This is a genomic window from Desulfomarina sp. (assembly GCF_054039375.1).
In genome coordinates this window covers 1-8,005 of the sequence record NZ_JBPLBA010000086.1, presented here as the reverse complement: position 1 = coordinate 8,005, position 8,005 = coordinate 1, and the positions used below count along the sequence as shown (strand labels likewise).

The 8,005-nt window shown below is 47.1% G+C and carries 9 protein-coding genes; 2 read left to right on the top strand and 7 right to left on the bottom strand.

The window, feature by feature from the left end; all coding sequences use genetic code 11:
• From ACXLDX_RS04605 to ACXLDX_RS04575, 7 genes are all read right to left on the bottom strand, one after another.
• Positions 1-180 (bottom strand): hypothetical protein (locus ACXLDX_RS04605; protein ID WP_457576019.1); only part of this gene is annotated, 180 nt, incomplete at its 3' end.
• 56 nt (positions 181-236) lie between these two features.
• Positions 237-1,445: a pyridoxal phosphate-dependent aminotransferase gene (locus ACXLDX_RS04600; protein WP_457576018.1), complete on the bottom strand. Its 1,209-nt coding sequence runs from the start codon at positions 1,443-1,445 to the stop codon at positions 237-239.
• Entirely contained in the window at positions 1,435-2,826 is a 1,392-nt protein-coding gene (locus ACXLDX_RS04595) for an FAD-binding oxidoreductase (protein ID WP_457576017.1), read from the bottom strand. The genes ACXLDX_RS04600 and ACXLDX_RS04595 overlap by 11 nt, the downstream gene beginning before the upstream one ends.
• A 278-nt stretch (positions 2,827-3,104) precedes the next feature.
• Complete coding sequence (locus tag ACXLDX_RS04590; protein ID WP_457576016.1) at positions 3,105-3,770, bottom strand: amino acid ABC transporter permease; 666 nt, start codon at positions 3,768-3,770, stop codon at positions 3,105-3,107.
• A gap of 2 nt (positions 3,771-3,772) precedes the next feature.
• Positions 3,773-4,537: an amino acid ABC transporter ATP-binding protein gene (locus ACXLDX_RS04585; RefSeq protein ID WP_457576015.1), complete on the bottom strand. Its 765-nt coding sequence runs from the start codon at positions 4,535-4,537 to the stop codon at positions 3,773-3,775.
• 3 nt (positions 4,538-4,540) lie between these two features.
• The gene (locus tag ACXLDX_RS04580; protein ID WP_457576014.1) at positions 4,541-5,218 is read right to left on the bottom strand and encodes an amino acid ABC transporter permease; all 678 of its coding nucleotides are present in this window, start codon (positions 5,216-5,218) and stop codon (positions 4,541-4,543) included.
• An 84-nt stretch (positions 5,219-5,302) separates the two neighbouring features.
• Positions 5,303-6,046 (bottom strand): ABC transporter substrate-binding protein, encoded by a 744-nt coding sequence (locus ACXLDX_RS04575; protein WP_457576020.1) that lies wholly within the window; start codon positions 6,044-6,046, stop codon positions 5,303-5,305.
• A 708-nt stretch (positions 6,047-6,754) separates the two neighbouring features.
• On the opposite strand from ACXLDX_RS04575, the gene ACXLDX_RS04570 reads away from it, so the two are divergent.
• Both ACXLDX_RS04570 and ACXLDX_RS04565 read left to right on the top strand, forming a co-directional pair.
• A complete protein-coding gene (locus ACXLDX_RS04570) occupies positions 6,755-6,937 on the top strand; it encodes a hypothetical protein (protein ID WP_457576013.1) in 183 nt (60 codons plus the stop codon).
• A gap of 67 nt (positions 6,938-7,004) precedes the next feature.
• On the top strand, positions 7,005-7,718 hold the full coding sequence (locus tag ACXLDX_RS04565; protein WP_457576012.1) for a DUF5714 domain-containing protein: 714 nt from the start codon (positions 7,005-7,007) through the stop codon (positions 7,716-7,718).
• Positions 7,719-8,005: the final 287 nt, after the last annotated feature.

The window sequence follows — 8,005 nt, the reverse complement described above, 5'->3', positions numbered from 1 at the left end:
ATTTGTCGTGGCATGATACGATGTCGGTAAAGCCGCCCTGGAAGGGCAGCCCGGAATCATCAATGTCACAAGAGGCTGGCTGGATAACAATGAGATAAACAGTGTTGTTTTTAATCCCGCAGAAACAGACATGGAACAGATTGAACAGACCCTGAAAGCATCAGGAACATATATCAGCACTGTTCACTCTGCAGGGCAAGACAGGACAATGCCCCGAAAGGAGTAAAGCCGGGATATTAACCGGATCGGCCAAGCCAGGTCTCCAGCCGGTCAAAAGCTTCCATGATCTCATCCGGCTCCCCGCCAAAAGAAAGCCGGAGATGCCCTTCTCCCCCCGGTCCGAAAGAACCACCGGGAATAGTGATGACCTTTGCCTCCCGCAGAAGCCGTGTGGCGACTTCTTTTGACGAAGCATCCGTAAACAGGTATCTGGCCATTATATAAAAAGCACCCTTTGGGGGGACATACGAAAAATAATCTGAAAGCCTGTCAAGCCTGGAGCAGCAGAGAGTTCTTCGTTGTTCAAGGGCATCTCGCATGGTGGTGACACATTCCTGATCCCCCTCAAGGGCGGCCAGGGCGGCAAACTGGGATGGGGTCGGAGCGCAGATGGTTGCAGCATCATGAACTTTCATAATCTGCTTCATCCACCGGTGATCTGCCGCAACCCAGCCTATCCGCCAGCCGGTGAGTGCATATTTCTTAGAAAGAGAAAATACCGAGATCACATGTTCCCTTAACTCTTCATGACTGAGCAGACTGGTCAGGGTTTCATCTGAATAGAGAATATAATCGTAGGCTTCATCTGTAATAATTACAAAATTACACTCTACCGCCAACCTGCCCAGCTCCATCGTCTGGTCATCGGGAAAAACCGCTCCCGTGGGATTTCCAGGGTTGCAGAGCATGACCGCCCTCGTTTCCGGAGTGACCGCCTGCCTGATCGCTGACAGATCCAGGTCCCAGTCAGAGGTAAGTGGAACAAACTTCGGGACACCGCCGGCAAGCAGAATCTGTTCAATATAGGAGGCGTACGTCGGTGAAGGAAGAATAATTTCATCTCCCGGATCAATCACGGCAAAAATAGTCGTCAGCAGGGCCTCCATACCTCCGACGGTCACACAGATCTCATTTTCAGGATCAACGGAGATATTTTTTTCCCGCAGCAGATACCCCGCAATACATTCACGCAGTTGAACCATACCACTCTGCAGGGTATATTTGCCGCTGCCGGGATCTTTGTGAATTACTTCCGTAACCGCTTCAATGATATGATCCGGCGTGGCAAAAGAAGGAACGCCCTGCCCCAGGGACACACAACCTCCAGTCCCGGCGGCCAGATCCGCCATCTCTTTGGTGGCCGACGGGGATATGGCGCGAACTCTTCTGCTCACCGGAAAATCCCGAAAAGAACTGCGGTTACCATTCATATGTTCACTTTTCATAAAAAATCTTTCCCGGATTCAGAACCAGGTTGGGATCAAATAGTTTTTTGATCTTTTTCTGCAGGGTAATGGAAGTCTCGGACAACTCCATGGCCAGAAACGGACTCTTCGCAATACCGATACCATGCTCTCCGGATATTGTCCCGCCAAGTTCCAGTGTCAGTTCCAGCAGGGCCTTTGTTCCTTCCAACACACGATCTTTATCAGCCATATTTCCGGTAGTGATGTTGAGGTGAATATTACCATCTCCCGCATGACCAAACGAGAATACTTCCATATCGTATCTTTTTTCATATTCAGGCAGAACATCCACAAGGGCGGCGATATTACTCAAAGGAACCACGATATCCTCCGGTATGTACAGCTCCGCATGGTCATGAATACGCAGGCTGACCTGACGTCGGACGGCCCAGATCTCTTCCCTTTCCTCTGAATTTTCAGCTCTGATAAATTCCGTAGCACCATTTTTTTCTGTGATTCTGCAGAGTTCAGTTATCTCTCTTTCAATCTGCTTTTCCGGACCGTCTATTTCAATGATGAGCAGAGATGGTTTATCACCGGAAGGAGAAAAGGGCAGCAGCTCACCGACCAATCTGAGGCATTTATGATCCAGGAATTCCAGAGCGCTTGGCAGATAACCCTTTTTCATAATGGCCGCAACACCATTCATTGCTGATACCATATCAGTGAAAACACACATCATTGTCTTCAGAGCCGGAGGCCTGGCCAGAAGTTTCAGGGTGAGGGAGGTAATAATACCAAGTGTCCCCTCACTGCCGATCAACAGATTTGTAAGATCATACCCCACCACTCCCTTCCTGGTTTCCACCCCGGTCGAAATAAACTGTCCATCGGGCAGAACCGCCTCCAGCCCAAGGATATAATCGCGAGTCGTGCCATATTTCAGGCATGAGGGTCCCCCCGCGTCCGTGGCCCCATTTCCTCCAATGGTGCTTCTATCCATTCCGGCGGGGTCCGGCGGATAAAAGAGGCCGGCGGCTTCAGCCGCCTCACGTACCTTCTGACTGATAACCCCTGCACCGACCTTCATGACAAAGTTTCCGGTATCGATCCGTTCAATCCGGTTCAGCCCCATGATGGACAACACGACACCACCCCGGGACGGCAGGCAGCCTCCCGCCAGGCCCGATCCTCCACCACGGGGAGTCACGGGAAAATGATACCTGTTCGCCAGTTCCATCACCACCTTGATATCATCCACACTTCCTGCAATAACGACGAGTTCCGGCAGGTAACTGAGTGTGGAAGCATCCGAAGAATATTTGACCAGATTCTCCGTTTCGACAATGGACGAATCCGAACTGATTCCATCAGCTATAATCGCTTTCAGTTCTGAAGTGAGGGGAGAATAAGGCACCATGGCGAATCATCCTGTATTATAAAATATCTTCTAAATAACAAAAGTTATCTTGATTACCCATGAAATTCAGCCAAATTGTGGATGTACCTGTTTGATCAGGCTAGCCTACGGTCAAAAATCACTGGGAATCTCAATTGATAAGGAATTCAAATAAAAAAGTGTCAGTCCAGATCATTTTATAATCAGTCTAAAGTGATTTTTGAAATACGCCTGATAAAACAGGCACATCCCCAGTCCGGTTGAATTGCATAGATAACCAGAACAGACAAAGTGGAGGATCAGGCCCTTCCGAATCCCGGAATATAAAGAACCTTCTCGATTTTTTTCAAAATAAACATGGCGATTGTCACCAGCACAAGATAATAGAGGCCGATAAGGGCAAAGACCTCGGTAAACCTGAAGTATTCGGTGGCAATGGTCTTCCCTTCACCTGTCAGTTCTATACAGGTGACAATAAACGCCAGGGAAGAATATTTGATGAGATAAATAATCTCATTGCCGCAGCCGTGCAGGGCACGACGAACAGCCTGGGGTACTATTATCCAGAAAATGGTCTGAAACCTCGTAAAACCAAGGGCCTGGGCACCAAGATGCTGACCGCTTTTGATGGACAGCAGAGCACCCCTGACATATTCGGACTGGTAAGCACCGCTGCAGAGGGTAAAGCCGGTGACTGCCGCCATATAAGGTGAAAAATAGATGCCTATATTGGGAAGGCCGAAATAGAGAATAAAAAGCTGCACAACCAGAGGCGTGCCCCGGAAGACCGCCGCATACGTATCCCCGATCCTTCTGAGAACAGTGGAGCCGAAGGTGCGGACAGTGCCGGCCAGAATACCGATAAGCACACCACCAGCTGCGGAAGGGACAATGAGGGCAATTGACACCACAAGCCCCCGATTGAGACTGGTCACCAGTTCCTGGTAGAAAGGTGAAAATTCCACGGCTATTTCTCCACCCCCGAAAGCTCATCAAGTCGATTACAAAACCCCATCGTCTTACTGTTGTTCCCGGCACCCAGCAGGATTTCCGGAGCCCCCTGCTCGGCAATGCTCCCTTTTTCCATAAACAGTATCTCATCCGCCAGGGATGAAATCAGGCTGATTTGATGGGTGGCCATGATCATGGTCATTCCCCGTGCCGCAAGCTGCTTGATGACAGCGATCACCTCGCCGATCAGTTCCGGATCAAGGGCGGAAGTCGGCTCATCGAGCATGAGAATCTTCGGGTCCATAGCCAGGGCCCTGGCAATGGCTACCCGCTGTTTCTGCCCACCGGAAAGCTGGGCGGGATATAGGTTCTCTTTATCGGCCAGGCCGACCTGTTCCAGTTCCTGTCTGGCTCTCTGTTCGGCTTCGCTCCTGCTCTTCTTTTTCACTTTCCGAAGGGCAATGGTGATATTGTCAAGAGCAGTGAGATGATCAAAAAGATTAAAATCCTGGAAAATCATCCCCAGCTTCTGACGAAGCTGATAAAGATCCTGCCTGTGGGAAAAATCGACCAGCCTTCCTTCCAGAAATATCCTGCCGGAATCGGGAAGAACCAGGCAGTTCATGCATTGCAGCAAAGTACTCTTCCCTCCACCTGACGGCCCGATCAGGACCTTGATTTCCCCTTTTTCCAGCTGAAAACTCACATTGCTGAGAATAGTATTTTCACCAAACGATTTGGTGATATTTTCCACCCTGAGAATCGGTTTGTTTTCATTCATAATTCAACTTCCATAGTGCGAATATCCGGGAATCTGGAGACGTTTTTCCAGTTTTCTCAGGGCAATAACTCCAGCCCAGGTGAGAATAAAATAGATGACCCCTGCGGTAATGTAGAGAGGCAGATGCTGGTAGGTTCTGGAAGCGACAAACTGGGTCCGTGCCATGATCTCAGGTGCGCCGATCACAAATGCCAGGGCGGAATCCTTCAGGATTATTGAGAATTCATTTGACCATGCCGGAATGGACATCCGCAGTATCTGGGGCAGGATAATGTTCTTTATCGCCTGAAAATCACTCATGCCCAGACCGCTGGCCGCCTTAAACTGCCCCTGGGGAAGTGACAGAATCGCTCCCTTGAAGATATTGGCCTGGTAAGCACCAGTTGTCATACCAAGCACAACAGCCACCGAGGTAAAGGCACTGAACGACAGCCCAAGATATGTAAAGATCCCGAAATAAAAGAGAAAAAGCAGAACAACCACCGGCACTCCCCGAAAAATCCAGATATACCCTGAAAAGATCAGTTGCACAAATCTGTTCCCGTACACAAGACCGACAGCCATGCCTATACCGATCACCAGACCGAAAAGCATGGCTGAAGCCACAATGCCGAGGGTGATGAATGATCCCTGGAGCAGATAAGGAAGGGAATCAAGAATAACGGAAAAAGCGGACGTCATGGGTTTATCAGAAGAGTGACGAAAATACCTTATTGAGAAAACGGCTGAACCACCAGGTCCAGCCGTGGCTGGTTTTCGGAACAGTTATTTGTCCAGTTCATACTTCTTGATCAGATCATGCCATGTTGCGGTTTTCATCAGCTTGGCCAGGGCTTTATTGACCTTTGCCAGCAATTCTTTATCCTCTTTTCGCACGGCATAACCGAACTGTTCGTCCCCCATACCAAAAGTACCGACGATATGAACAGCTTTTTTCGAGGAAGCATCTTTTGCCGGAGCATCATCCATGGCCGCGGCATCAATTCTGCCATTCAGGACATCCTCAACAGCCAGAGGCGCAGAACTGTAGTAACGAAGCTCAAAATTCCAGCCATTTTTGGCTGCCTCAGCCTTCAACCATTTGGCTTCAGATGTTCCCTGCTGAACACCGATGGTTTTTTTCCCCTTCAAAATAGTGTCAATAGTGAGCGGAGAATCTTTTTTTGCCACCATAACCTGCTTGATCACCCAGTACGGGGTTGAAAAACTGACCTTTCTGGCACGCTCTTCAGTGATGCTCATACCGGAAGCGATGATATCAATTTTTTTCGTGAGAAGACTGGTTATGATACCATCCCATTCAATCGGCTGATGACTTACTTCCACTCCGATTTCTTTGGCTATCCAGTTCATGGCTTCCACATCAAAACCGCTGGGCTGACCTGTTTTATCGATATAGGCAAATGGTGGAAAGTTTGCGTCAATGCCGTTGACAATCCGGTCGGCGGCCAGGGCCTGAATTGAAAAGATAAGACTGAAAATAGTGAGCAGAAGGACTGTTTTTTTCATCATTTTCCCCTTTGTTGTAATTACTGCCCGAAAAAGATCTTCCGGGCTGATAAAATATCTTGTTGTTTCTGAAAGATACCTTGGAAAATTAACTTTTCATTCAAAATCAAGGAACAGGGAAATTAAAAAAACACAGCAGAGTAGTCATATGTGAGCATTTTTCATTTTCCCGTAACTCAGAAATCGGGCGAAAAGGCAATTCTTCAAGATCATCTGAAACCACTGTATACCATTTTTCCTCTCATAATAGAACTACACAGCCTATCTTGTTTTCTCTTCCTTTTCCATATTTTTATCTGCCCCCCGGCTGCAGGTCGTACCGCAGCAGTTTGGATTTTCATTATTTTTTGCCCTCCCTGATGTCCAGTCATCAATATTTCGTGTCTTGACTTAAAACAGAATTTACATATTTTCTACTTAATTACCCATGAAACTCAGCCGAATTGTGGATGTGCCTGCTTTAACAGGCTGAGCTTTGTACGTAATCAGCGTTCCATCTGGGCGTTGCCCTGTCAAATTTAAAAATAACTTTTATTATTTAGAAGATATCTTTATATAGACAGTGCCTGCCCAGAAACAAGGATTTTTGGTCGAGATCAAGGCGCACGGGGAGTTTTACCGCACGCATATAATTGATATCGGAGTCTACGCTTACCTCCGAGGATAAAATTTTTAGGCCAACTCAGATATCGGCCCAAAAGACCAACTATGGCACCAGATAATGGTTCATATAAGAGAGATGAACCATTTATATTTTACCGTCTGCCACCCTGGAATTGTATCACCTGCCTGGTGAACTTTCCCGGGTTGCCGGAATCGAAAGAGAAAAATAATGATCAATATATTTACACCATCACAGACAATGCCGGAGAACTGCTGAGGATCAAATGATGACGGTCGTCATCGTGAAAAGAACACAGACCGGGAAAATTCTTTAAAAAGAAATATTGAAAACTGTATGATCTGCAGCTCCTCCCTGAGATACCATACTCAGCCGGTGGAAGGCCATTGTCATTATTGTAACAGTGTTGATAAATGGTATATCTCCTGCCCCAACGGCCATATGGTCTGTGATTCATGCCACAATCAACAGACAATTCAGCAAATCAAAACCATACTTATGGAATCTACCTCAACTGATCCATTTGCAATTGCCGAACTCTGCATGGACCTCCCCATTCTGCCAATGCTTGGTTGCCAGCATACATATATTGCCGGTGGGGCATTAATAACTGCTCTGAAAAATGAAGGTTCATTCGATCTGGCGAACGAGGCGGTTCTCGAAGTCTTTCACCGCACAGAGAAACAGGCTCATGGTGGCTATTGCGGTTTGACAGGAACCTGTGGAATAGCCCCTTCTCTTGGAGCCTGCATAGCGATACTTACCGGATCAAGATGTGGTCGCAACAAAGAGCAGAAACTCACCATGGAACTTGTCTCCAGGGTAATGAGAGCAATCACGAAACTCACGGGCCCAAGCTGCTGCAAGGCATATGTTCGAATTTCACTGGCGGTTGCTGTTGATTTTCTTCAACAGCATTTCTCACTTTTACTGCCGGGAAATGACTCTCCAACCTGCCATCACACGGAAAATCACCCCCATGGCTGCAGAAAAGAGAAATGCCCGTATTTTCCTGTACAAGTGACATGTGTAAGGGGACACAAGGTTTGATACCTAGATAAATAAAGGATTTGTGGGTTGAATAAGTGATGTTTGCTATAAAATAGTTGTGTGATAATTGGATGTTAAGTTAAATTTTTGAAAAATTTTAACCACGTTTAATGGGGGGAAACAAAAGTTGGGGCCAAAATGTGAAAAGTCGAAGTTAAGGTTCTTTTTTTGCACGAGGTTTGGTTAGAAACGGTACCAAGAAATAGGACCACCAGTTAAGTTATAAAATACTGCATAGTTCTTCAATCGTGTTAAAATGAGGAATTATGAAAAAGCAAAGACGAAAA